Below are 21,216 nucleotides of genomic sequence, written 5' to 3' on the forward strand. Positions count from 1 at the left end.
TGGGAGTGTCAACGAGCTGACGGGGCCACCCTGAGAACTGGGGACTTATGTCCACACATTTCCGCCCGCTGAACGGCAGATGAGACGGACGCGTTACCTAACATGAAACTATGAACTGCCGGGGTGGGAGTAACGAGGGCGGGAGAGAGAGGCTCAGCCGCGGCGCGAGATGTCCGCCAGCTCGCGCGCCAGCCGCCGTACCGCGGCCTCGGGCGTCTGCCGGCCGGTCATCGCGTCGTGCACCACGGCCTGCACGGCCAGGCTGACCTGGTCGTAGCGCGGACTCTTCGGACGCGGCGCCGCCGCCAGGACGCTCGCGCGGAGCGTCGGCAGATAGGGGAACCGCCGGATCAGCCCCGGGTCCTCGTACAGCGCGGCCCGCACGGGCGGCAGCGCGCCCTTGGTGAGCACCTGACGCTGGGTCGCCTCGCTCGTGAGGTAGGCGATGAGCCGGGCGGCGGAGTCGGGGTGCCGGGCGTGGGCGCTCACCGCGAGATTCGAGCCGCCGAGCACGCTCGCGCCCGGCCCGTCGGGCCCCGGCAGCGGCACCGCGCCGATCCTCCCGGCGACCGGGGAGCCCTTGTCCGAGGCGCCGACATAGGCGTACGGCCAGTTGCGCAGGAAGAGGAGACGGCCGTCCTGGAAGGCCTGCTTGGACTCCTCCTCCTTGTACGTCAGCGCCTTCTCGGGGATCCAGCCGTCGCGTACGCCGCGGGCCAGGAACCCGATGCCCTCGCGCGCCGCCGCCGAGTTGACGGTGACGCGTTCGCCCTCGTCCCCGAGGATGGTGCCGCCCGCCGAGTAGACCGCCTCGGCGGCGTTGACGGTGAGCCCCTCGTAGGGCAGGAACTGGCCGGCATAGCCGTCGAGTCCGTACTTCGGAGCGATGCTTCTCGCCTGTTTCTCCAGCTCGGCCCAGGTACGCGGCGGAGCGACGCCCTCCTTGTCGAGGAGGTCCTTGCGGTAGAGGAGCAGGCCCGCGTTGGTGACGTAGGGGACGGCGTACAGCTGTCCGTCGTAGGTCGCGGTGTCCACGACCGGCGGCAGGAAGCCGTCGAGCGGGAAGCGGCCGGCGGGCAGCGGCGAGATCCAGCCCGCGGCGGCGAACTCCGAGGTCCAGGCGACATCGATGTTCAGGACGTCGAAGCGGCTCCGGCCGTCGCCGCGCAGATCGGTGGTCATCTGGGCACGGGTCTCGTCGGCGGAGTCCGGCAGTTCGACGAGGGTGACCCGCTCACCCGGGTGGGCGCGGTTCCAGCCGTCGAGCAGCGGCCCCAGATAGCCGGTGAGATCTCCCGCGGTGGCCAGCGTGAGCGGGCCCCGGCCGCCGCCGCGCGCCTCGTCGCCCGGGGCGCCGGAAGCGACGTAACCGGCCAGAACGACCGCCGCGACCAGGAGCCCCCTACCGGCGGCGTGGATCCACCGCATAGGTTCCTCCCTGGTGCACCCGGCTGCCGGGCACCTTCGCCCGGAGTCAGAGGCCATGTATACCCGTTAGGTATGGGCGATACTAGGTCCTGTCGCACATTGGCTCCGGACGCGCGGGCTTGCACCACCTGATGAGGATCTACGGCGGAGGAAGGGGAGAGCACGAGTGCGGCTGCCCCTCCTGGCCCTGCTGGCGCGCGGTCCGGCCCACGGCTACGAGCTCAAGCAGGACCTTGAGCAACTGCTGGGCGCCGCGTACCCTCAGCCGAACGTCGGCCAGATCTATGTGACCCTCGGCCGCCTTGAGAAGTCGGGACTGATCGAGGGCGAGGAAGTCGAGCAGTCGAGCCGGCCCAACAAGAAGATCTACCACCTCACCGACGCCGGACGCGAAGCCCTGCGCGTCTGGTACGAGGAGACGGCGGACGAGCCGCGCGTACGGGACGAGTTCTTCATGAAGCTCGCCCTGGCACCGCGGACCGGACTGGCCGGCCAGATCGCCCTGATCAACAAACAACGGCGCGAGTACCTGAACACCATGCGCAATCTGTCGAAGCTCGCCGCGGCCGAGAGCCGGGACCACCGCATCTCCCAGCTGCTCATCGAGGGCGCCATGCTGCATCTGCAGGCCGACCTCGACTGGCTGGAACGCTGCCAGGAGGAACTGGAGGAGCTGGAATGAGGCGCACCCCTCCGCCGGCCGCCCCTGCGCCGACCGCCGCTCCCCCGGCCGCCGTTCCCGGGCCGCGCGCCGAGGACACCCCCCTCCTGCGGGCCGAGGGCCTGGTCAAGACGCACTACGGCGAGGGCGCCCCGGCGCACGCCGTACGGGGCGTGGACCTGTCCGTACGGCAGGGCGAGTTCGTGGCCGTCACGGGCCCCTCGGGCGCCGGGAAGTCGACGCTGCTGCATCTGCTCGGCGGGCTCCAGCGGCCGAATTCCGGCAGTCTCTGGCTGGACGGCGAGTGCACGGACGCGTACAGCGAGGCGCGCTGGGCGGTCGAGCGCCGGCGAAGGATCGGCATCGTCTTCCAGTTCTTCAACCTCGTCTCGAACCTGTCGGTCGCCGACAACGTCGAGCTGCCCGCCCTGCTGGCCGGCCTGTCCCCCCGGCAGGCGCGCGCCGAGCGCGGACTGCTCCTCGACGAGCTGGGCCTCGCGGGCAAGGAGCGCAGCATGCCGGGCGAGCTGTCCGGCGGTGAGCAGCAGCGGGTCGCGCTGGCCCGCGCCCTGGTCAACCACCCGCAACTGCTGCTGGCCGACGAACCCGCGGGCAGCCTGGACAGCAGGGGCACCCGCGAGGTGACCCGGCTGCTGACCCGGTTCCACCAGCGCGGCCAGACGATCGTGCTGGTCACGCATGACGCGCGGCTCGCGAGCGCCGCGGACCGGGTGATCAGCTTCTTCGACGGCCGGATCGCCGACGACGCGGCACTCGACACCGCGCCCGCCCGCGGCACCGGGATATCCGGCGTGCTGGAACTGAGGGACTGAGCGGCGTGCGGGCCACTCTGCGCTGGGCGCACGCCGATCTGCGCTCGCACCGCGGCGAGGCGCTGTTCATCGTGCTCGCCACCGCCGGGATCGTCGCCTCGCTGCTGCTCGCCACGGCGCTGTTCGGGTACGCGACCAACCCCTGGCAGCGGGTCTTCACCCAGTCGCAGGGCGCCCATGTGTGGATCCACACCGGCCCCTCCGCCGACGCGGCCGGGCTCTCCGGGGTGGACGGTGTCGCGTCCGTCGCGGGCCCGTACCCCACCGCCGCCACGACCCTCGCCTCCCGCGGCACCCGCGCCTCCGTCGAACTGCGCGGCACCGTCGGCCGTCCCGCGACCGGCCGCCCGCTGCTCGCCTCGGGTCGCTGGCTCGACCCCGGCGTCCCGGACGGTGTGGTGCTGGAGAGCGGCCTGGCACGGGCGCTGTGGGCCGAGCCCGGGGACACGCTCACCGTGCCGGGCACGGACCGGACGCTGACCGTGCTGGGCATCGCGGACAGCGCCGAACCCCGCTACAGCCCCGGCGAGCGGCCGGGCCTCGTCTGGGCGCTGCCCGCCTCCGTGCAGCGCACCGACGGACACGGCGGCCAGGTCACCGGGCTGCGGCTGAGCGACCCCGACGACACGGACTACGCCGTGCAGCGCGCCGTCACCCTGCTGGGCGCCAAGGCCGTCACCGACGTCTCCAGCTGGCAGCAGGCCCGGGCCGAGGCGCAGGGCGGCAACCGGCTGCTCGGCCAGGTCCTCGGCCTGTTCGGGCTGGCGGCCCTGCTGGCCGCCGCGCTAGCGGTGCACGGCGCCATCGGCACCCGGATCCGCGGTCATCTGCGGGACATCCCGGTCCTGAAGGCGATCGGTTTCACCCCGGGCCAGGTGGTGCGGATCTTCCTGCTCCAGCATGTGGCGTTCGCGCTCCTCGGGGCCGTGCTCGCCGCGGCCCTCATCCAGGCGCTGGGCAGCCGGACACCGGGGCGTCTCGGGGACGCGGTCGGGGTGTGGCAGGGCCTGCCGGGGCATACGGCCGCGCTCCTCGGCGTACCCCTGGCGGCGGTGCTGTTCATCGCCGCGACGACCGGGCTCGCGGCCTGGCGCGCCGGGCAGGTGCCCGCGGTGCCGGGGCTGCGGGCCGCGGCGCCGCTCGGCGGGGGGCTGTCCGCTCTGTCGCGCGGGGCGCTGGGGCTGCGGCTGCCGTCGGCGCTGGTCCTGGGCTGGCACAAGGCGTTCACGCGCCGGGCGCGCTCGCTGGCCGCGGTGGCCCGGCTGGCGCTGCCGCTGCTGCTGATCGTCGTGGCGATGAGCGCCTGGTCCACCATCGACCGCTTCCAGCACAGCCCGGACCGGATCGGCCTCGCGGCGGCGCTCACCGTACGGGCCGACGGCTCCCTGACCGATCCGGACGTACGGGCCCTGCTGGCCCGCGATCCACGGGTCGCCGCGGTCCATCCGGGCGTCGAGGTGGCCGCGCTGGTCCCGGGCCAGACGGGCACGATCGCGTTGCGCGGGCTCGGCACCCGCGCGGACCCGTATCCGTTCGCGCTGGCCGAGGGCCGCCCCGCGCGCGGCCCCGACGAGGCGGTGGCCGGTCAGGGGCTGCTCGACCTGCTGGACGTACGGGTCGGGGACTGGGTGCGGATGACGGTCGGCGCGCAGCCGCAGATCCTGCACATCGTGGGGCGCAGCATCGAGCCGGAGAACGGCGGGCGGGTCATCTCCACCTCGCTCGACACCCTCCGGGAGAACGACCCTGGACTTCGCGCGGCGCTCTACCAGCTGCAGCTGCGTCCCGGCGCCGACCCGCACCGGGTGGGCGCCGAACTGACCGCGGCGGCGCACGGCGGCCTGAGCACGCACGCCGTGCCGAACCCGGCCGACGGGCTCTCGCCGCTGCGCGGGGTCGTCGTGGGGCTCATCGCCGTCCTGGCCCTGATCGGCCTTCTCGAACTGCTCACCGCGATCGGCGGGACGGTCCGTGAGGGTGAGCGGGATCTGCTGGCGCTCAAGGCGATCGGGCTGACCCCGCGGCAGATCACCGCGATCACGGTGACGGCCACGGGGTGCACGGCGCTGGCGGCGGTCGTCGTCGGTACGGCGCTGGGGGTGCCGTTGGCGCACTGGCTGATCGACGCGCAGGGGAGGTCGAGCGGCATCGGGGCGGGTATCTCGCAGGGACCGTCACCGACGCTGCTGACGCTCCTGGCGACAGCCGCCGTCCTGGGCGCCGCGGCCCTCGCCGCGCTCCCCGCGTCCCGCGCCTCCCACCGCCGCCTCGCGGACACACAGAGCGCGGTGGCTTGACCGGCCCACTTGGCGCCGGGGCCCCGGCGGGGGCGGTTCGCGCAGTTCCCCGCGCCCCTAAAAGGCAAAAGCCGGGGCGCAGCCCCGCTTTTGAGGGACGCGGGGAACGGCGCGGCCAACCCTCACCACGCCGCGAACAAAGCCCCCTCACGAGCCCCACCTAAGGGGCGCGGGGAACTGCGCGCCCAACCCTCACCACCGAGCCGATGAAGCCCCCTCCCGAGTCCCCCCAAAGGGGCGCGGGGAACTGCGCGGCCAACCCTCACCACGGAGCCGATGAAGCCCCCTCACCAGCCCCACCAAAGGGGCGCGGGGAACGGCGCAAACGCCACACCGGCCCCAGGTGGAAGCGCCCGCTACCCCCGCCCGCGCAGCACCCGATACCGCCTCACCAACGCCTCCGTGGACTCGTCCAGCCCAGGAACATCGGCCCCCTCCGTAAGCGCCGGCTCAACCCGCTTCGCCAGCACCTTCCCCAACTCGACCCCCCACTGGTCGAAGGAATCGATGTTCCAGACCGCCCCCTGCACGAACACCTTGTGCTCGTACAGCGCGATCAACTGCCCCAGAACCGAAGGCGTCAGCTCCCGCGCGAGAATCGTCGTCGTCGGGTGGTTCCCCGCGAACGACTTGTGCGCCACGAGCTCCTCCGGCACCCCCTCCGCCCGCACCTCGTCCGGCGTCTTGCCGAAGGCCAACGCCTGCGTCTGCGCGAAGAAGTTGGCCATCAGCAGATCGTGCTGCGCCTTCAGCCCCTCGCTCAGCTCCGCGACCGGCTCGGCGAAGCCGATGAAGTCCGCCGGGATCACCTTCGTACCCTGGTGGATGAGCTGGTAGTAGGCGTGCTGCCCGTTCGTCCCGGGCGTACCCCACACCACCGGGCCGGTCTGCCACTCCACGGGGCGTCCGTCGCGGTCCACGGACTTTCCGTTGGACTCCATGTCCAACTGCTGGAGGTACGCGGTGAACTTGGACAGGTAGTGCGAGTACGGCAGCACCGCGTGCGACTGCGCGTCGAAGAAGTTGCCGTACCAGACACCCAACAGCCCCAGCAGCAAAGGCACGTTGGCCTCGGCGGGCGCCGTGCGGAAGTGCTCGTCGACGAGGTGGAAGCCGTCGAGCAGTTCCCGGAAGCGGTCCGGGCCGATCGCGATCATCAGCGAGAGACCGATCGCCGAGTCGAACGAGTACCGCCCGCCGACCCAGTCCCAGAACTCGAACATGTTCGCCGTGTCGATACCGAAGTCCGCGACCTTCTCCGCGTTCGTCGACAGCGCCACGAAGTGCTTGGCGACAGCTTCCTGACCGGCCTTCAGTTCCGTCAGCAGCCAGTCGCGCGCCGAGGTCGCGTTGGTGATCGTCTCGATGGTGGTGAAGGTCTTCGAGGCGACGATGAACAGCGTCTCGGCCGGGTCGAGGTCCCGCACGGCCTCGTGCAGGTCGGCCCCGTCGACGTTCGACACGAACCGGACCGTCAAGTCCCGGTCGGTGAAGGCACGCAGCACCTCGTACGCCATCGCCGGGCCCAGGTCGGAGCCGCCGATGCCGATGTTGACGACGTTCTTGATGCGGCGGCCGGTGTGCCCGGTCCACTCCCCCGAGCGGATACGCTCGGCGAAGCCGGACATCTTGTCGAGGACGGCGTGCACCTTCGGTACGACGTTCTCGCCGTCGACCTCCACCACGGCGTCGCGCGGGGCGCGCAGCGCGGTGTGCAGGACCGCCCGGTCCTCGGTGACGTTGATCCGCTCCCCGCGGAACATCGCGTCCCGCAGACCGAACACGTCCGTCGCCGCGGCCAGCTCACGCAGCAGCCGCAGCGTCTCGTCGGTGACCAGGTGCTTGGAGTGGTCGACGTACAGATCGCCCACCTGGAGCGTGTACGCGGTGCCGCGTCCGGGGTTGCGCTCGAACAGCTCGCGCAGGTGTGTCCCGGCGAGTTCCTCCCGGTGCTCCGCCAGCGCGGTCCACTCGGGCAACTGGTTGAGCCTGGTGCGGCTTTCTGCGTTCATCTCGGACTTCCGCCTCTTTCCTGCCAGTGCTGCGTACCTTGCCCCGTTACCGGTCCCAACCTAATGGAGCAGGGTGACGCGAGTTGTCGTCCCGCCGTCGTCCGGCTCAACAACAGATACGTGCGGTTCACCCGCAGGTGTCAGCATGGCGACGGAGAAGCCGCACGACTGGGGGCGTACAAAAAATACGCCGTGAAAAAGGGCGTCCGGCACGAGACACAGCCGGCCGGACACCTCTCGGTGCCCGGCCGGCTCGCCACTCGTGAATACCGCGCCGCTCCTGGAATGCCGCGCCTCGCTCCTAGATCTCGCCCCGCAGTTTGGCGAGCGCCTCGGCGAGGATCGCCTCGCCGTCCGCGTCGCTGCGCCGCTCCCGTACGTACGCGAGGTGCGTCTTGTACGGCTCGGTGCGCGGCGGGTCCGGCGGGTTGTCCCGGTCCTGTCCGGCGGGAAAGCCGCAGCGGGGGCAGTCCCAGGTGTCGGGGACCTGCGCGTCGCTGGCGAAGCTGGGCTGCGTCTCGTGCCCGTTGGAGCACCAGAAGGAGATGCGCAGCCGGGGCGCGGACTCGCCACGCTCGGCCTCGCCCATCGGCCCCGCCCCGACCCGGCTTCCTCGGATCGCGTTGCCACTTGCCACGGTCGTAACTCCCTGCGTGATGGTGCCGCGAAGCGAGTCGGCGTGACGCTTCGCTGCGGGCGCCTCAGTCTACGTAAGGCCCAACGCGCGTCCAGTGATAGGAGTTACACCCCCGCGCACAGACGCAAGCCCCATGATAGGCCGCGCCTGCGGGCGCGTACCGGACATGGGGCCTTACGTGCGGAATGTGCTTGGGTAATGTGCGTTCGTGCTGCCGTGCCTGGTTCGGCCGGGGTCAGTTGTTGACCTTCATCATGATGCCCAGCACCACGATGCAGGCGAACCACAGCAGGCCGACGACCACGGTGATGCGGTCGAGGTTGCGCTCGGCGACCGAGGAACCGCCGACGGACGACTGCATGCCGCCGCCGAACATGTCGGACAGACCGCCGCCCTTCCCCTTGTGCATCAGCACCAGCAGCATCAGCAACAGGCTGAAGACGATCAGGGCGATCGAGAACCCCATAACCACGGCTGGACCAACTTCCTCGGACTTGGACGGACGACTCTTGGACGGACGACGGGGGCCGGTGCTTCGGGTTCGAAGCCGTCCGGCCCCCGCAAGGGTACGACGTAACACCGCTACCGCATACTCGCAGCTCGGCGCTTCACATCCGGAGGCCGGTCTACTGGTCGCGGAACCGGACGATCTTGACGAAGTCGTCCGCGTCCAGCGCCGCGCCGCCGACCAGGGCGCCGTCGATGTCGGGCTTCGCCATGATCTCGGCGACGTTCCCGGACTTGACCGAGCCGCCGTACTGGATACGGACGGCGTCGGCCACTTCCTGCGAGTACAGCTCGGCGAGCTTGCCGCGGATCGCCGCGCAGACCTCCTGGGCGTCGTCGGCGCCGCAGACCTTGCCGGTGCCGATGGCCCAGACGGGCTCGTACGCGATGACGATCGACTCGGCCTGCTCGGCGGGGAGGTCCTTGAGGCCGCCCTCGACCTGGCTGAGCGTGTGCGTGACGTGGTTGCCCGCCTCGCGGACGTCCAGCTCCTCGCCGACGCACAGGATCGGGGTGAGGCCGTGCTTGTACGCGGCCTTCACCTTGGCGTTGACGATCTCGTCGGTCTCGGCGTGGTACTGGCGGCGCTCGGAGTGGCCGATCGCCACGTACGTGCACTTGAGCTTGGCCAGCATGGCGCCGGAGATCTCGCCGGTGTAGGCACCGGAGTCGTGCGCCGAGATGTCCTGGGCGCCGTACTTGATCTTGAGCTTGTCGCCGTCGACCAGGGTCTGTACCGAGCGCAGGTCCGTGAAGGGCGGCAGGACCGCGACCTCACAGGCGTCGTAGTCCTTGTCGGCCAGGGCGAAGGCGAGCTTCTGGACATGGGCGATGGCCTCGAGGTGGTTGAGGTTCATCTTCCAGTTGCCCGCCATCAGCGGCGTGCGAGTGGTCATACGGGGTCAGTCCTCCAGTGCGGCGAGACCGGGGAGCGTCTTGCCCTCGAGGTATTCGAGGGAGGCGCCGCCACCGGTGGAGATGTGGCCGAAGGCATTCTCGTCGAAGCCCAGGATGCGGACGGCCGCGGCGGAGTCGCCGCCGCCGACGACCGTGAAGGCCTGGGAGTCGAGCAGGGCCTGGGCGACCGCCTTGGTGCCCTCGGCGTAGTCGGGGTGCTCGAAGACGCCCATCGGACCGTTCCAGAACACGGTGGCCGCGTCGGCGAGCTTCGAGGCGTACAGGGCGCCGGTCTCAGGGCCGATGTCCAGGCCCATCCGGTCGGCCGGGATGGCGTCCGCGGCGACGGTGGCGGGGTCGGACGGCGCCTTGGTCTTCAGGTCGGGGAAGCCGGCCGCGACCACGACGTCGACGGGGACGACCAGCTCGACGCCGTTCTTCTCGGCGCGCTCGACGTACTCCCTGACGGCGGGCAGCTGGTCGTCCTGGACCAGGGAGGCACCGATCTCGTACCCCTTGGCCTTGAGGAAGGTGAAGGCCATGCCGCCGCCGATGAGGAGCCGGTCGGCCTTGCCGAGCAGCTCGTCGATGACGGCGAGCTTGTCGGAGACCTTGGAGCCGCCGAGGGCGACGACATAGGGGCGCTCGACGTCCTCGGTGAGCTTCTTCAGGACGCCGACCTCGGTGGCGATGAGGTAGCCGGCGTAGTGCGGCAGCCGCGCCGGGAGGTCGAAGACCGAGGCGTGCTTGCGGTGCACGGCACCGAAACCGTCGCCCACGTAGACATCGGCCAGGGCCGCCAGCCGGTCGGCGAACTCGCCGCGCTCGGTGTCGTCCTTGGACGTCTCACCGGCGTTGAAGCGCAGGTTCTCGACGACCGCCACCTGGCCGGGCTGCAGCCCGTCCACGGCGTCGTGGGCGGCCGGGCCGACGGTGTCCTGGGCGAACGCGACGGGCGCGCCGAGGAGCTCGCCGAGCCGCTCGGCGGCGGGCAGCAGCGAGAAGGCGGGGTCCGGGGTGCCCTTGGGGCGGCCCAGGTGCGAGGCGACGATCACCTTGGCACCGGCCTCGGCGAGGGCCTTGACGGTCGGCAGGACGGCGCGGATGCGGCCGTCGTCGCTGATGAGACCGTCGGCGAGCGGCACGTTCAGGTCGGCGCGCACGAAGACCCGCTTGCCGTCGACCCCTTCGGAGAGAAGTTCGTCGATCGTCTTCATGAAGTGGACTCCTAGGGAAGCTCTTTTGTCCGAGTCAGGTCAGGGCTGATCGCTCAGCACGTGCCACAGGGCCCGGGGTGCGCGGCGGTGCGCTGCCCGGGCCCTGTGCTCACACGAGGTGCCTTGCTTCTTGGACCTAGAGCTGTTCGCCGACGAAGACCGTGAGGTCGACGAGGCGGTTGGAGTAGCCCCACTCGTTGTCGTACCAGCCGAGGATCTTCACCGTGCTGCCTTCCTGGACCATGGTCAGGGAGGAGTCGAAGGTGCAGGAGGCCGGGTCGCCGACGATGTCGGAGGAGACGATCGGGTCCTCGGTGTAGGTCAGGAAGCCCTTGAGGTCGCCGTCGTCGGAGGCCTTCTTGAACGCGGCGTTGACCTCGTCCTTGGTGACCTCGCGCTGCAGCGTGACGACCAGGTCGGTCGCGGAGCCGGTCGGGACCGGGACGCGCATCGCGATGCCGTCGAGCTTGCCCTTGAGCTGCGGCAGGACCAGCGCGGTGGCCTTGGCGGCACCCGTGGTGGTCGGGATGATGTTCTCGGCGGCGGCGCGGGCGCGGCGCAGGTCCGAGTGCGGGAAGTCCAGGATCCGCTGGTCGTTCGTGTACGCGTGGACCGTCGTCATCAGACCCTTGACGATGCCGAAGTTCTCGTCGAGGACCTTGGCCATCGGCGCCACGCAGTTGGTGGTGCAGGAGGCGTTCGAGATGACGTGGTGGTTGGCCGCGTCGTACTTGTCCTGGTTGACGCCCATCACGATGGTGATGTCCTCGTCCTTGGCCGGAGCCGAGATGAGGACCTTCTTGGCGCCGCCCGCGATGTGCTTCTCGGCGTCGGCCTTCTTGGTGAAGATGCCGGTCGACTCGATGACGATGTCGACGCCGAGGTCGCCCCACGGGATGTCGGCGGGGTTGCGCTCGGACAGCACCTTGATGGTGTGGCCGTCGACGGTGATCGTGTCGTCGGTGTGCGACACCTCGGCCTTGAGGCGGCCCAGGATGGTGTCGTACTTGAGCAGATGCGCGGTGGTCGCGGTGTCACCCAGGTCGTTGACAGCCACGATCTCGATGTCTGCACCCTGCTCCAGCAGCGCGCGGAAGTAGTTACGACCGATGCGGCCAAAGCCGTTGATGCCTACGCGGATCGTCACGAACCGATCTCCTCGTTAGGTACGCCGGCTGTGGACGCCGGCGAGTTGTATGGGATGTCCCCGACCGCCTACGACCCTACCTCCCTGAGGCTCCCGGGGTGACATCGAGATGCCCCATACACGGCAGGGCGGTCCGTACCCGCCAGTAGGGGTACGGACCGCCCTCCGGGTGGATGCCCCGTGGAGCCGTGTCAGCCGCCGATCGCGGCCAGTGCCTTGCCCAGCAGGGCGGTGCGGTCGGCCGCCGCGGTGACGTGTTCGAGGCCGAAGCCGAACAGCACGGTGTCACGGGTGGTGACCGCGCCGTACGTCTTGAAGAGCTCGCCGGACAGGCCCCAGTCCTGGATGACCGCGGGGCTGCCCGCGGGCGGTCCGAGGACCTTCCAGGCGCCGAGGGACGTCTCGAAGCCCTCGGTCTCGGTGGCCGTGCCGCCGATCACGACGGAGGCGTTGTCGGCGAGGACCCCGTGTCCGCCGGAACCCGGGTCGGTGATGTAGCCGAGCGACACCTCCACCGTCTTCCCGGCGTACGCGGAGAGGTCGAACTCGACCTGCTGCCAGCCCGCCGAGGCCCCGGTGAAGCTGTTCCAGGAGCCGCTCGTGCCGGTCGGGGTGCACGCGGTCGCGCCCCGGGTCAGATAGCGCGCGAGGGCGGGGTGCCCCTGCATGAAGAACCCGGCCTCGCACTCGGCGGGAACGGCCGTGCTGGTGGCGCCCCCCTTGTCGGGGAGCGTGGTCCAGTCGTCGGCCCCGGCCGTGTGCGCTTCGAGCACCGCGTGGTCGTAGCCCTCCTCGGTGTCCCACAGGAGCTGGGTGCGCAGGGTGGGCGCGTCGGCCGCGCTCACCCCGGTGAGGTCGATGGTCCGGCCGAGCCGGTTCCAGGCGTAGTCGGTGTGCGTGACGGCCGCCATGGAAGCGCCCTCGTACGGTCCGTACGGGTTGACCGTGCCCGGATATCCTCCGGCGCCCTCGCTGGCGAACTGCGGGAACCGGTCGGCCGGCAGGGTGTCCGAGGTGACGCTGTAGGCGCCCGCCGCGTTCAGCGGGTTGCCGGGCGTGTCGCCGAGCGGTCCCCCGGTGCCCGCGAGCTTGCCCGAGCCGGTGAAGGCGGTGGCGCCCGGAGTCGTCGTACGGGAGTAGGCGCCCAGGTAGTACTGGCTGAAGTCGTCCGTCAGGGCGCCCGGCAGCGCTACCTGGCCGCCCGCCTGCTCGCCCGCCTCGACGAGCTTGCCGCCCTCGTTGAGGTAGGCACGCAACTGCAGCTGGGTGGTGTACCCGGGCCGGGGGGCGCCGGTGTAGTGGACGACGGACTTGAAGTGGCTCAGGACGCCGAGCGCGTCGGGCGCGCCCTGGGTGGTGACGTCCCAGACGACGGCCTTGCGGCGGTTGGCCTTCAGCGCGTCCACATAGGTCTGCGCCTTGGTCGCCGTCACCCCCTCCTCCGCGATCACCAGCGTGTCGGCGCGGGGCCGTTCGGCGACGGTGTACGTGAAGTGCGTGCTGGAGGTGGGCTTCCCGCTCCGGGTCTCGCCGGCGAACCAGACCTCGACCTTGTCACCCGGCGCTCCGTCGCGCACCTTGGCGCGGTACTCGTCGAAGTAGAGGTTGTCCTCGCCGCCGTAGGTCTCGCCGCCCTTCCAGGCCCTGAGGTCCTGGTCCTTCGTACGGCCGTTGTTGACGCGGTACTTCAGTTCCTTGTCGCGTACGGACCTGCGGGCGACCACGGAGACTTCCTGGTCGGCGCCGCGGGAGTACGAGGTGGTGAAGGGGGCGGGGGTGAAGTCGGGGGCGCCGATGCCGACCGAGGACTTCGGCTGGTCGGGCCTGGCCGCCGACTCGGCGACGGAGAGCGCGAACGGGATGTTCTTGACGAACTCGTCCTGGATCAGCTTCTCGTCGTCCGGGAAGGTGAAGACCGACGCGCAGTCGGCGGCGTTCCAGGGGTCGTCCGGGTAGAGGTTCGACACGGTCTGGCAGGTCGACATCTCAGGGGTGAACATCGCCGTGCCGTTGACGTTGGACGCGTGTCCGTCGGCCTCGCCGTTGGTCGTGTAGAGCTCGGAGGAGACCTGCGGGCGGTAGCCGGGGATCGCCGAGTTCTCGGGGGTCCCGGCGAGGGACTTGTAGAGCACGTCGTCGGGGCTCGGCGTCGCCACCTGCCAGCCGACTCCGTAGAGGAGCAGTTCGGCGGCGGAGTGGTAGTTGATGCCGTACTCGAAGCCGATGCGCTTCTCGAAGGCGTCGATCGCCTTGGTCTCGGGCTCGGAGCCGGCGCTCGCGCCGCGGTAGGTCTGGTTGGTCGGATACGGCGAGGACCCCTCGTCGTCGTAGCCCCACTTGTAGGCGAAGTTGCGGTTGAGGTCGACGCCGTCGCCGACGGTCAGGGCGCCGTCGCCGTTGACGTCACGCAGGTTCTTGCGCCACTGGCGGTCGCCCTCCGGCTTGAACGTCCAGTCGTACCCGTCCGGGTTGGCGGACAGCACGAACCACAGCTCGGTGGAGTCCACGAGCTTGGTGACGCGCTGGTCCTTGCCGTAGTTGTCCAGGTAGTAGTGCATCAGGCGCCGGGTCATCTCGGGCGTGATCCACTCGCGGGCGTGCTGGTTGGACATGTACAGCGTGGCGGGTTTGGCGCCGTCCTTGGTCTTCTTGGCGCCCTTGGAGAGCTTGAGGGCCAGGATGTCCTGCCCCTGGAGGGTCTTGCCGATGGAGACGACCTTCGTCAGGTTCGGGTTCTGCTGTCCCGTCCTGACGATCTCCTCCTTGAGGTTGCCCGCGCCGCTGTACGGCCGGAAGACGCCGTCCCCCGCGGCGGCCACACGCGCGCGTGCCGTGGCCGAGAGCTTGTGCTCGGCGAGGTCGACGCCCTTGTCCTCGAGCTGTTCGGCCTGTTTGTCGGTGAGGTAGACCTCGACGGTGGCCGTGCCCTTCTGCGGTACGCGTTCGCCCAGCTCGTGGCTGTCCTGGCCGGCCGCGAGGAGCAGGGGTACCTGCTCCTTCGTGACGTCCGCGCGGAACACCTTGACCTGGTCCGCGCCCGGGTCGGCCGCGGCGCCCGGATCCGCCTGCGCGACGGGTGCGGCCGCCACTCCGCCGAGCAGGAGTGCGCCGGCAGCGAGGATCGATCTCGCTCTTCGTCTCATGAGCCCCCCTTGCGGTAGTCCGCCACTGCGGCGAACAGATGCCAGGCTCATGACAGACCATGGTCAAGTCAATAGCACAACACACACGGCCCCCGCCGAACCGACGCCCCCAATTACCCGCCCGCACCAGTCAGTTGAGACCGCGCCCCTACCACCCTAGGGACGCGAGGAACGGCGCAATAGCCTCCCTGACCCGCACAATCCCACTAACCCGCGGACCGACCCACCCCAGGGGCGCGGGGAACGGCGCAACACCCCGACCGACCCGCACAAACCCACACGCCTCGTCCCCACCCACCCCAAGGGGCGCGGGGAACTGCGCAACACCCCGGCTGACCCGCACAATCCCACAAACCCGCGGACCGACCCACCCCAGGGGCGCGGGGAACGGCGCAACCACCACTCACTGACCCGCACATACCCACAAACCCGCGGCCCCGCCGACCCAGGGGCGCGGGGAACGGCGCAACCAGCCCTCACTCCCCCGCACCCACAAACAACCCGTCCCCCAGGGGACCGCCCCCGCTCACCCCACCAAGTTGTCAGCCATCTCCTCGCTGAGCGTGGACTCCGTCCCCGGAATACCAAGATCCTGCGCCCGCTTGTCGGCCATCGCGAGAAGCCGCCGAATCCGCCCCGCCACCGCGTCCTTCGTCAGCGGCGGCTCGGCAAGCGCCCCCAGCTCCTCGAGCGACGCCTGCTTGTGCTCCATCCGCAACCGCCCCGCAGCCGCGAGATGCTCGGGAACCTCGTCCGCGAGAATCTCCAGCGCCCGCTGCACCCGCGCCCCCGCGGCAACGGCCGCCCGAGCCGACCGCCGCAGATTCGCGTCGTCGAAGTTGGCGAGACGATTCGCCGTCGCGCGAACCTCCCGCCGCATCCGCCGCTCCTCCCACGCCAGCACCGACTCGTGCGCCCCGAGCCGCGTCAGCAGCGCCCCGATCGCGTCCCCGTCCCGCACGACGACCCGGTCGACCCCCCGCACCTCGCGCGCCTTCGCCGCGATCGACAGCCGCCGCGCCGCCCCGACCAGCGCGAGCGCGGCCTCAGGCCCCGGGCAGGTCACCTCCAGCGAGGACGAGCGCCCCGGCTCGGTGAGCGAGCCGTGCGCCAGGAAGGCCCCGCGCCAGGCCGCCTCGGCGTCGCAGGTGGCCCCCGAGACCACCTGCGGCGGCAGCCCCCGGATCGGGCGTCCACGGCCGTCCACGAGCCCCGTCTGGCGGGCCAGCTGGTCACCGCCCGCAACCACCCGGACGACGTAACGCGAACCGCGGCGCAACCCGCCCGGCGCCATCACGATCAGCTCGGAACTGTGGCCGAAAATCTCAAGAATGTCCCGCTTCAGCCGTCGCGCCGCCATCGCGGTGTCCAGCTCCGCCTCGATCACGATCCGGCCGCTCACCAGGTGAAGGCCGCCCGCGAACCGCAGGATGGCGGAGACCTCCGCCTTTCTGCAGCAGGTCCGGGTGACGGGAAGCCGGGAGATCTCGTCCTTCACCGCTGCCGTCATCGCCATGGGCCGATCCTTCCATGCATCCGAAAAATACGGTCGTACGCGGCGGCCAACAGCTCCGGATCATGCCTCGGAGTCCCGTCGGTCCTGGCCACGGGCGCCAGCTCGACCGCCGCGCCGAACCGCTTGGCGGCGTCGGCGAGTATCTCGCGGTCGGGCACGGCGGCCTCGTCGGCCAACACCACGTCCAGGGCGAGTTTAGGGGCGTGTCGTCCCAAAACCTCCAAATGACGCTGCGGTGAGAAGCCTTCTGTTTCTCCGGGCTGCGGAGCGAGGTTCAGCGGAAGGACCCGGCGCGCCTTCGTCTCGGTGAGGGCGTCGAGCAGCTCGGGCACGAGCAGATGCGGGATCACCGAGGAGAACCAGGAGCCGGGACCGAGCACCACCCAGTCCGCGTCGAGGACCGCGGCGACGGCCTCGGGGACCGCCGGCGGGTCGTGCGGCACGAGGTGCACGGACTGCACCTCGCCGGGGGTGAGCGCCACGGTCGCCTGCCCCCGCACGGTGTCGACGTCCTCGGGCCGGTCCGGGTCGTGGCCCTTGACCAGCGCCTGGAGCTCCAGCGGTACAGCGGACATGGGCAGCACCCTGCCGTGCGCGCCCAGCAGCCTGCCGACCAGGTCGAGCGCCTGGACGTGGTCGCCCAGCTGCTCCCACAGGGCGACGATCAGCAGATTGCCGACCGCGTGCTCGTGCAGTTCGCCCTGGGACTGGAAGCGGTGCTGGATGACCCGGGCCCAGGTCTGGCCCCATTCGTCGTCGCCGCACAGCGCGGCCAGCGCCTTGCGCAGGTCACCGGGCGGCAGCACACCCAGTTCGTCACGGAGCCGGCCGCTGGAGCCGCCGTCGTCCGCGACCGTGACGACGGCGGTGAGGTCGCCGGTGATGCGGCGCAGGGCGGCGAGCGAGGCGGACAGGCCCATGCCCCCGCCCAGCGCCACGACCTTGGGCTGGGCGCCGCGGCGGCGCGGCTTGGCACCACGGGCCTCGGCGGGCTTGGCGGGCCTGGCACCGCGGGCGTCGGCGGGCCTGCCGCCGGGCCCGTCGACAGCGCGCCCGTCGATACCGCCCCGCCGCAGCCGGTCCAGCCGCAGAGAACGTCGTGTCATTCGCGGCCCATGTCCCGGTGGACGACGACCGTCTCCACTCCCTCGGACACCAGGCGGGCAGCGAGCTTCTCCGACATGGCGACGGAGCGGTGCTTGCCGCCGGTGCAGCCGACCGCGATGGTCACGTACCGCTTGCCCTCACGGCGGTAGCCCGTCTGGATGAGCTGCAGCAGTTCGGCGTACCGGTCCAGGAACTCCTTGGCGCCGGGCTGATTGAACACGTACGCGGCGACCTCCTCGTTGAGGCCCGTGTACTGGCGCAGCTCCGGAACCCAGTGCGGGTTGGGCAGGAACCGCATGTCCACGACCAGGTCGGCGTCGACCGGCAGGCCGTACTTGAAGCCGAAGGACATGACGGTGGCCCGCAGCTCGGGCTCCTCCTCCCCGGCGAACTGGGCGTCCATCTTGGCGCGCAGCTCGTGCACGTTCAGGCTGGAGGTGTCGATCACCAGGTCGGCGTCGCCGCGCAGCTCGCGCAGCAGTTCGCGCTCGGCGGCGATGCCGTCGACGATGCGGCCGTCGCCCTGCAGCGGGTGCGGCCGGCGCACTCCCTCGAAGCGGCGCACCAGGGCGTCGTCCGAGGACTCCAGGAAGACGATGCGCCGGGTGACGTGCTTGGTCTCCAGGTCGGCGAGGGACTCGCGCAGGTTGTCGAAGAAGCGGCGGCCCCGGACGTCGACGACGACCGCGATGCGTGCCACGTTCCCCTGCGAGCGGGCACCGAGCTCCACCATGGTGGGGATCAGCGCGGGCGGCAGGTTGTCGACGACGAACCAGCCCAGGTCCTCCAGACACTTGGCGGCGGTGGACCGGCCCGCGCCCGACATCCCGGAGATGATCACCAGCTCCGGGATGGCCGCCTCGGGGACGCCTGCCTTCTCGATGGTCGTGCCCGTGTTCACTTCCGCTCCGTCTTCCTGTTCCGCAGGACCGGCCCCGCCGGCCGCCGCGGTCCGCTGCGGCCGATCTTCGCGTGCTTCCTTGTGCGAGGCCTCGGTCCCGGCTGTGTGCGGTACGTCGGTTCCGGCGTCCGTCGTGTGCGGCGCCACCGGTTCTTCCTGCTCGTACCCGGTCATCTTTCCTGCCCCCGTCGCTCGTCCGAGGCGCCCGCGGACACGGGCTCCTCTGCGACACCCGCCGTCGTTTCGGGTGCCGCGTCCTCCACGTGATCCTCGTCTTCCATGATCTCTCCGGTCGCGGTGTTCACGGCGGGAGCCACCGGAGCCGCCTGGGCGAAGGCCACGGCGATCGATTCCGCCGTCTTACGGCCTATGCCGGGAACCTCGCAGATCTGGTCGATCGTCGCGGATCGCAGCTTTTTCACCGAACCGAAATGCTTGATCAATGCCTGCTTGCGAGTCTCACCCAGGCCCGGCACGTCGTCGAGCGGGCTCGCCCTGAAGCGCCGGGCCCGCTTGGCGCGCTGATAGGTGATCGCGAAGCGGTGCGCCTCGTCGCGCACACGCTGAAGAAGATAGAGCCCTTCACTGGTACGTGGCAGTACCACCGGGTCGTCGTCGCCGGGCAGCCAGACCTCTTCGAGGCGCTTGGCGAGGCCGCAGACGGCGATGTCGTCGATGCCCAGCTCGTCCAGGGCCCGCTGGGCCGCCGCGACCTGGGGCTTGCCGCCGTCGACGACGACCAGCTGCGGCGGGTACGCGAAACGCTTGGGCCGCCCGTCCTCCTCGGTGAGACCCGCCTCGCCGTCGGCCCACTCGCCGGTCTTCTCCTTCTCGCCGAGGTACCGCCGGAAGCGGCGGGTGATCACCTCGTGCATGGAGCGGACGTCGTCCTGGCCCTCGAAGCTTTTGATCTGGAAGCGGCGGTACTCGCTCTTGCGGCTCAGCCCGTCCTCGAAGACGACCATCGACGCCACGACGTCGTCGCCCTGGAGGTGCGAGATGTCGTAGCACTCGACCCGCAGGGGCGCGCTGTCCAGGCCGAGGGCCTCGGCGATCTCCTCCAGCGCGCGGGAGCGGGTCGTCAGGTCGGAGGCGCGCTTGGTCTTGTGCAGGGCGAGCGAGTGGAGGGCGTTGCGCTCGACCGTCTCCATGAGGGCCTTCTTGTCGCCGCGCTGCGGGATCCGCAGCGACACGTTCGACCCGCGCCGCTCGGTGAGCCACTGCTGGACGGGTTCCAGGGGGTCGGGCAGCGCGGGGACGAGCACCTCCTTCGGTACGGAGTCGCCGCTCTCCTCCCCGTACAGCTGCTGGAGCGCGTGCTCGACCAGGTCTCCCGTGGTGACCGCCTCGACCTTGTCGGTGACCCAGCCGCGCTGGCCGCGCACCCGGCCACCGCGTACGTGGAAGATCTGCACGGCGGCTTCCAGCTCGTCCTCGGCCAACGCGATCAGATCGGCGTCCGTCGCGTCGGCGAGTACGACGGCGCTCTTCTCCATGGCCTTCTTCAGGGCCCCGATGTCGTCGCGCAGCCGGCCGGCGCGCTCGTACTCCATGGCCTCGGCGGCGTCCGTCATCTGCCGCTCCAGACGGCGGATGTACGTGCCCGTGCGGCCGGCCATGAAGTCGCAGAACTCCTCGGCGAGTTCGCGGTGCTCCTCGGGCGAGACCCGTCCGACACAGGGGGCGGAGCACTTGCCGATGTAGCCGAGCAGACAGGGGCGGCCCGTCCGCTCGGCGTTCTTGAACACGCCCGCGGAGCACGTCCGGACGGGGAAGACGCGCAGCAGCAGGTCCACGGTGTCGCGGATCGCCCACGCGTGCCCGTAGGGACCGAAGTAGCGCACGCCCTTCTTCTTCTGGCCGCGCATCACCTGCACGCGCGGAAACCGCTCGTTCATGGTGACCGCGAGGTAGGGGTAGCTCTTGTCGTCGCGGTATTTGACGTTGAACCGCGGGCCGTACTCCTTGATCCAGGAGTACTCCAGCTGGAGCGCCTCGACCTCCGTGGACACCACCGTCCACTCCACCGACGCGGCCGTGGTGACCATCGTGCGCGTACGCGGGTGGAGGTTCGAGAGGTCCTGGAAGTAGCTGGCCAGGCGCTGGCGCAGGCTCTTCGCCTTCCCGACGTAGATCACCCGGCGGTGTTCGTCGCGGAATCTGTAGACCCCTGGCGAGTCGGGGATCTGTCCCGGCTTGGGGCGGTAGCTGGAGGGGTCGGCCATGTCTCACACCCTACTGGCGGGGTGTGACAGCGCGGCGGCCCGCCGGTCCCGGGCCGGACGGATTCCGGACCGCGCCGGCCGGATTCCGAATCGCGCCGGGCTTCCTGATCCAGCCGGGTCCGGTCCGGGAGGTCACCTGGCATGCCCCGATCAGCTCACCTGGCATGCCCCGATCAACACGCCCTCACGCCCTGCCGAACACCCTCGCCGGCCCCCTCGACCGGCCGATGCCGCACCCGCCGACGGGCCCGCCGCCGCGACCCGCGCACAACACCCCCTCGGACGTGGACGGTTACGGCTGGCACGAGGTGGGCATTTGAGGTGCACCGGAACCTGTTTCGGGGGCTGGCCGTGACGACACGAAGACAATTCGGGGCAATGCTCGTAGCAGTGCAGATGCAGGTGGATCCACCGCCCCGGACAAGGGCGTCGGGTCGATGACCGAAGGGCTGCGGAAGATGCGACAGACACGGATCGAGAAGACACGGCGATCGGTCCGGGTCCGCCCGTACCAGGACGAGGAACGGTTCGGCGACAGCCTGCTGTCCGGCCTCGATCCCCGCGACCCCGACATCGTGCGCGCCAAGCGCCTGCGCCTGCGGTCGGCCCAGCAGGGCGGGGAGCCCCGCCCCTGAACCGAACGGCCACCTCGCCGTTCCCCAGCACGAAGGCGGCCCGGAGCGCACGC

General features: G+C 70.7%; 17 protein-coding genes. 5 read left to right on the top strand and 12 right to left on the bottom strand.

Annotated features, from left to right (window positions below; genetic code table 11):
• Positions 1–153: 153 nt before the first annotated feature.
• The gene (locus K3769_RS08255) at positions 154–1,428 is read right to left on the bottom strand and encodes an ABC transporter substrate-binding protein (RefSeq protein WP_267025775.1); all 1,275 of its coding nucleotides are present in this window, start codon (positions 1,426–1,428) and stop codon (positions 154–156) included.
• A 166-nt stretch (positions 1,429–1,594) separates the two neighbouring features.
• Between K3769_RS08255 and K3769_RS08260 the strand changes: the two genes are divergently transcribed.
• Genes K3769_RS08260 through K3769_RS08270 form a run of 3 tightly spaced genes read left to right on the top strand, consistent with a single transcriptional unit; the run spans position 1,595 to position 5,219 of the window.
• Positions 1,595–2,110 (top strand): PadR family transcriptional regulator, encoded by a 516-nt coding sequence (locus K3769_RS08260; protein ID WP_267025776.1) that lies wholly within the window; start codon positions 1,595–1,597, stop codon positions 2,108–2,110.
• Entirely contained in the window at positions 2,107–2,922 is an 816-nt protein-coding gene (locus K3769_RS08265; protein ID WP_267025777.1) for an ABC transporter ATP-binding protein, read from the top strand. Before K3769_RS08260 ends, K3769_RS08265 begins: the two co-directional genes overlap by 4 nt.
• 5 nt (positions 2,923–2,927) lie before the next feature.
• On the top strand, positions 2,928–5,219 hold the full coding sequence (locus K3769_RS08270; protein WP_267025778.1) for an ABC transporter permease: 2,292 nt from the start codon (positions 2,928–2,930) through the stop codon (positions 5,217–5,219).
• A 356-nt stretch (positions 5,220–5,575) separates the two neighbouring features.
• Here K3769_RS08270 and pgi read toward each other — a convergent pair whose 3' ends face one another.
• From pgi to uvrC, 11 genes are all read right to left on the bottom strand, one after another.
• Positions 5,576–7,231: a glucose-6-phosphate isomerase gene (pgi, locus tag K3769_RS08275; RefSeq protein ID WP_267025779.1), complete on the bottom strand. Its 1,656-nt coding sequence runs from the start codon at positions 7,229–7,231 to the stop codon at positions 5,576–5,578.
• A 301-nt stretch (positions 7,232–7,532) separates the two neighbouring features.
• Positions 7,533–7,868, bottom strand: coding sequence for an RNA polymerase-binding protein RbpA (locus K3769_RS08280; protein WP_003957010.1), 336 nt, complete (start codon positions 7,866–7,868; stop codon positions 7,533–7,535).
• Positions 7,869–8,103: 235 nt separating this feature from the next.
• Complete coding sequence (gene secG, locus K3769_RS08285; RefSeq protein ID WP_016826779.1) at positions 8,104–8,334, bottom strand: preprotein translocase subunit SecG; 231 nt, start codon at positions 8,332–8,334, stop codon at positions 8,104–8,106.
• Positions 8,335–8,494: 160 nt separating this feature from the next.
• Positions 8,495–9,271, bottom strand: a complete 777-nt coding sequence (tpiA, locus tag K3769_RS08290; protein ID WP_267025780.1) for a triose-phosphate isomerase — start codon at positions 9,269–9,271, stop codon at positions 8,495–8,497.
• Positions 9,272–9,277: 6 nt separating this feature from the next.
• Positions 9,278–10,489, bottom strand: coding sequence for a phosphoglycerate kinase (locus K3769_RS08295; protein ID WP_267025781.1), 1,212 nt, complete (start codon positions 10,487–10,489; stop codon positions 9,278–9,280).
• 136 nt (positions 10,490–10,625) lie between these two features.
• Complete coding sequence (gene gap, locus K3769_RS08300) at positions 10,626–11,636, bottom strand: type I glyceraldehyde-3-phosphate dehydrogenase (protein ID WP_267025782.1); 1,011 nt, start codon at positions 11,634–11,636, stop codon at positions 10,626–10,628.
• 191 nt (positions 11,637–11,827) lie between these two features.
• Positions 11,828–14,779, bottom strand: a complete 2,952-nt coding sequence (locus K3769_RS08305; protein WP_267025783.1) for a M14 family metallopeptidase — start codon at positions 14,777–14,779, stop codon at positions 11,828–11,830.
• Positions 14,780–15,305: 526 nt separating this feature from the next.
• On the bottom strand, positions 15,306–16,295 hold the full coding sequence (whiA, locus tag K3769_RS08310; RefSeq protein ID WP_107017634.1) for a DNA-binding protein WhiA: 990 nt from the start codon (positions 16,293–16,295) through the stop codon (positions 15,306–15,308).
• Entirely contained in the window at positions 16,286–17,401 is a 1,116-nt protein-coding gene (locus tag K3769_RS08315; protein ID WP_267025784.1) for a gluconeogenesis factor YvcK family protein, read from the bottom strand. The genes whiA and K3769_RS08315 overlap by 10 nt, the downstream gene beginning before the upstream one ends.
• The gene (gene rapZ / locus K3769_RS08320; RefSeq protein WP_267025785.1) at positions 17,398–18,477 is read right to left on the bottom strand and encodes an RNase adapter RapZ; all 1,080 of its coding nucleotides are present in this window, start codon (positions 18,475–18,477) and stop codon (positions 17,398–17,400) included. The genes K3769_RS08315 and rapZ overlap by 4 nt, the downstream gene beginning before the upstream one ends.
• Positions 18,474–20,528, bottom strand: coding sequence for an excinuclease ABC subunit UvrC (gene uvrC / locus K3769_RS08325; RefSeq protein ID WP_267025786.1), 2,055 nt, complete (start codon positions 20,526–20,528; stop codon positions 18,474–18,476). The genes rapZ and uvrC overlap by 4 nt, the downstream gene beginning before the upstream one ends.
• Positions 20,529–20,692: 164 nt before the next feature.
• Here uvrC and K3769_RS08330 point away from each other — a divergent pair, with 164 nt between their 5' ends.
• Entirely contained in the window at positions 20,693–20,848 is a 156-nt protein-coding gene (locus K3769_RS08330; RefSeq protein WP_267025787.1) for a hypothetical protein, read from the top strand.
• Between the two features lie 138 nt (positions 20,849–20,986).
• On the top strand, positions 20,987–21,163 hold the full coding sequence (locus K3769_RS08335) for a hypothetical protein (protein ID WP_267025788.1): 177 nt from the start codon (positions 20,987–20,989) through the stop codon (positions 21,161–21,163).
• The last annotated feature ends 53 nt before the right edge of the window (positions 21,164–21,216 follow it).

Source organism: Streptomyces ortus, assembly GCF_026341275.1.
Lineage (GTDB): Bacteria > Actinomycetota > Actinomycetes > Streptomycetales > Streptomycetaceae > Streptomyces > Streptomyces ortus.

Bases quoted from the DNA above. Each gene is read 5' to 3' on its own strand.
- K3769_RS08255 (WP_267025775.1), bottom strand. From the start codon at position 1,428: ATGCGGTGGATCCACGCCGCCGGTAGGGGGCTCCTGGTCGCGGCGGTC.
- K3769_RS08265 (WP_267025777.1), top strand. From the start codon at position 2,107: ATGAGGCGCACCCCTCCGCCGGCCGCCCCTGCGCCGACCGCCGCTCCC.
- pgi (WP_267025779.1), bottom strand. From the start codon at position 7,231: ATGAACGCAGAAAGCCGCACCAGGCTCAACCAGTTGCCCGAGTGGACC.
- secG (WP_016826779.1), bottom strand. From the start codon at position 8,334: ATGGGGTTCTCGATCGCCCTGATCGTCTTCAGCCTGTTGCTGATGCTG.
- tpiA (WP_267025780.1), bottom strand. From the start codon at position 9,271: ATGACCACTCGCACGCCGCTGATGGCGGGCAACTGGAAGATGAACCTC.
- K3769_RS08295 (WP_267025781.1), bottom strand. From the start codon at position 10,489: ATGAAGACGATCGACGAACTTCTCTCCGAAGGGGTCGACGGCAAGCGG.
- K3769_RS08305 (WP_267025783.1), bottom strand. From the start codon at position 14,779: ATGAGACGAAGAGCGAGATCGATCCTCGCTGCCGGCGCACTCCTGCTC.
- whiA (WP_107017634.1), bottom strand. From the start codon at position 16,295: ATGGCGATGACGGCAGCGGTGAAGGACGAGATCTCCCGGCTTCCCGTC.
- K3769_RS08315 (WP_267025784.1), bottom strand. From the start codon at position 17,401: ATGACACGACGTTCTCTGCGGCTGGACCGGCTGCGGCGGGGCGGTATC.
- rapZ (WP_267025785.1), bottom strand. From the start codon at position 18,477: ATGACCGGGTACGAGCAGGAAGAACCGGTGGCGCCGCACACGACGGAC.
- uvrC (WP_267025786.1), bottom strand. From the start codon at position 20,528: ATGGCCGACCCCTCCAGCTACCGCCCCAAGCCGGGACAGATCCCCGAC.
- K3769_RS08330 (WP_267025787.1), top strand. From the start codon at position 20,693: ATGCCCCGATCAACACGCCCTCACGCCCTGCCGAACACCCTCGCCGGC.
- K3769_RS08335 (WP_267025788.1), top strand. From the start codon at position 20,987: ATGCGACAGACACGGATCGAGAAGACACGGCGATCGGTCCGGGTCCGC.